The organism is Delftia sp. DS1230, assembly GCF_040112715.1.
Lineage (GTDB): Bacteria > Pseudomonadota > Gammaproteobacteria > Burkholderiales > Burkholderiaceae_C > Comamonas > Comamonas tsuruhatensis.
Window position 1 is genome coordinate 6,197,501 of sequence record NZ_CP157763.1, and the last position, 2,500, is coordinate 6,200,000.

A 2,500-nucleotide genomic window follows, 5' to 3' on the forward strand; every position below is an offset into this window, starting at 1 on the left:
CGTTTTGGCTGTAAGAGCCTGACGATGACCTACTTTCACACGGGAACCCGCACTATCATCGGCGCAAAGTCGTTTCACTGTCCTGTTCGGGATGGGAAGGAGTGGTACCAACTTGCTATGGTCATCAGGCATAACTTGTTGTCATGCTGCTCTTGTGAGCAACACAACGAATTCATAGAGTCTGTAATCAGCTTTGTATTTTGACTGCGCCTTACTTGGCATAACCACCTTGATGATCAACGTCATCAAAGTTATAGGGTCAAGCCTCACGAGCAATTAGTACTGGTTAGCTTAACGCATTACTGCGCTTCCACACCCAGCCTATCAACGTCCTGGTCTTGAACGACTCTTCAGGGGGCTCAAGGCCCCGGCAGATCTCATCTTGAAACGAGTTTCCCGCTTAGATGCTTTCAGCGGTTATCTCTTCCACACTTAGCTACTCGGCAATGCCACTGGCGTGACAACCGATACACCAGAGGTGTGTCCACTCCGGTCCTCTCGTACTAGGAGCAGGCTTCCTCAAATCTGCAGCGCCCACGGAAGATAGGGACCAAACTGTCTCACGACGTTTTAAACCCAGCTCACGTACCTCTTTAAATGGCGAACAGCCATACCCTTGGGACCGACTACAGCCCCAGGATGAGATGAGCCGACATCGAGGTGCCAAACACCGCCGTCGATATGAACTCTTGGGCGGTATCAGCCTGTTATCCCCAGAGTACCTTTTATCCGTTGAGCGATGGCCCTTCCATACAGAACCACCGGATCACTATGTCCTGCTTTCGCATCTGCTCGACTTGTCAGTCTCGCAGTTAAGCACGCTTATGCCATTGCACTATCGTCACGATGTCCGACCGTAACTAGCGTACCTTCGAACTCCTCCGTTACGCTTTGGGAGGAGACCGCCCCAGTCAAACTGCCTACCATGCACTGTCCCCGATCCCGATAAGGGACCTGGGTTAGAACCTCAAACGCACCAGGGTGGTATTTCAACGTCGGCTCCATGAGAACTAGCGTCCTCACTTCAAAGCCTCCCACCTATCCTACACAGATCCGTTCAAAATCCAATACAAAGCTACAGTAAAGGTTCATGGGGTCTTTCCGTCTTTCCGCGGGGAGATTGCATCATCACAAACATTTCAACTTCGCTGAGTCTCTGGAGGAGACAGTGTGGCCATCGTTACGCCATTCGTGCAGGTCGGAACTTACCCGACAAGGAATTTCGCTACCTTAGGACCGTTATAGTTACGGCCGCCGTTTACTGGGACTTCAATCAAGAGCTTGCACCCCATCATTTAATCTTCCAGCACCGGGCAGGCGTCACACCCTATACGTCCACTTTCGTGTTTGCAGAGTGCTGTGTTTTTATTAAACAGTCGCAGCCACCGATTTTTTGCAACCGCTTTGGGCTCCCTTTGTTCAAGTTCACCTACTTGCGGCATACCTTCTCCCGAAGTTACGGTATCAATTTGCCGAGTTCCTTCTCCAGAGTTCTCTCAAGCGCCTTAGAATACTCATCTCGCGCACCAGTGTCGGTTTGCGGTACGGTCGTGTGTAGCTGAAGCTTAGTGGCTTTTCCTGGAAGCAGGGTATCACTCACTTCGTCTGCAAGCAGACTCGTTATCACCCCTCATCTAAGCCCGGCGGATTTGCCTACCAGGCACGACTACAGGCTTGAACCAACATATCCAACAGTTGGCTGAGCTAACCTTCTCCGTCCCCACATCGCACTACACATCGGTACAGGAATATTGACCTGTTTCCCATCAGCTACGCATCTCTGCCTCGCCTTAGGGGCCGACTCACCCTACGCCGATGAACGTTGCGTAGGAAACCTTGCGCTTACGGCGAGGGGGCTTTTCACCCCCTTTAACGCTACTCATGTCAGCATTCGCACTTCTGATACCTCCAGCACCCGTTACCAGGCACCTTCACAGGCTTACAGAACGCTCTCCTACCACTTGCAATAAATTGCAAATCCGCAGCTTCGGTAACTGGCTTAGCCCCGTTACATCTTCCGCGCAGGACGACTCGATCAGTGAGCTATTACGCTTTCTTTAAATGATGGCTGCTTCTAAGCCAACATCCTGACTGTTTTAGCCTTCCCACTTCGTTTCCCACTTAGCCAATTTTAGGGACCTTAGCTGGCGGTCTGGGTTGTTTCCCTCTTGAGTCCGGACGTTAGCACCCGGTGCTCTGTCTCCCAAGCTGTACTCTGCGGTATTCGGAGTTTGCATAGGTTTGGTAAGTCGCCATGACCCCCTAGCCTAAACAGTGCTCTACCCCCGCAGGTAATACTTGAGGCACTACCTAAATAGTTTTCGGAGAGAACCAGCTATTTCCAAGTTTGTTTAGCCTTTCACCCCTATCCACAGCTCATCCGCTAGTTTTGCAACACTAGTCGGTTCGGACCTCCAGTACCTGTTACGGCACCTTCATCCTGGCCATGGATAGATCACTTGGTTTCGGGTCTACACCCAGCGACTGGACGCCCTATTCG

The 2,500-nt window shown here is 51.4% G+C and carries 2 rRNA genes (1 of these 2 only partly in view); both read right to left on the reverse strand.

Features of this window, described 5'->3' with window-relative positions:
• Window positions 1-16 precede the first annotated feature (16 nt).
• Window positions 17-129: ribosomal RNA gene (rrf, locus tag AAN986_RS27950) — 5S ribosomal RNA — on the reverse strand.
• 126 nt (window positions 130-255) lie between these two features.
• Window positions 256-2,500 (reverse strand): 23S ribosomal RNA (locus tag AAN986_RS27955) (it continues 631 nt past the right edge of the window).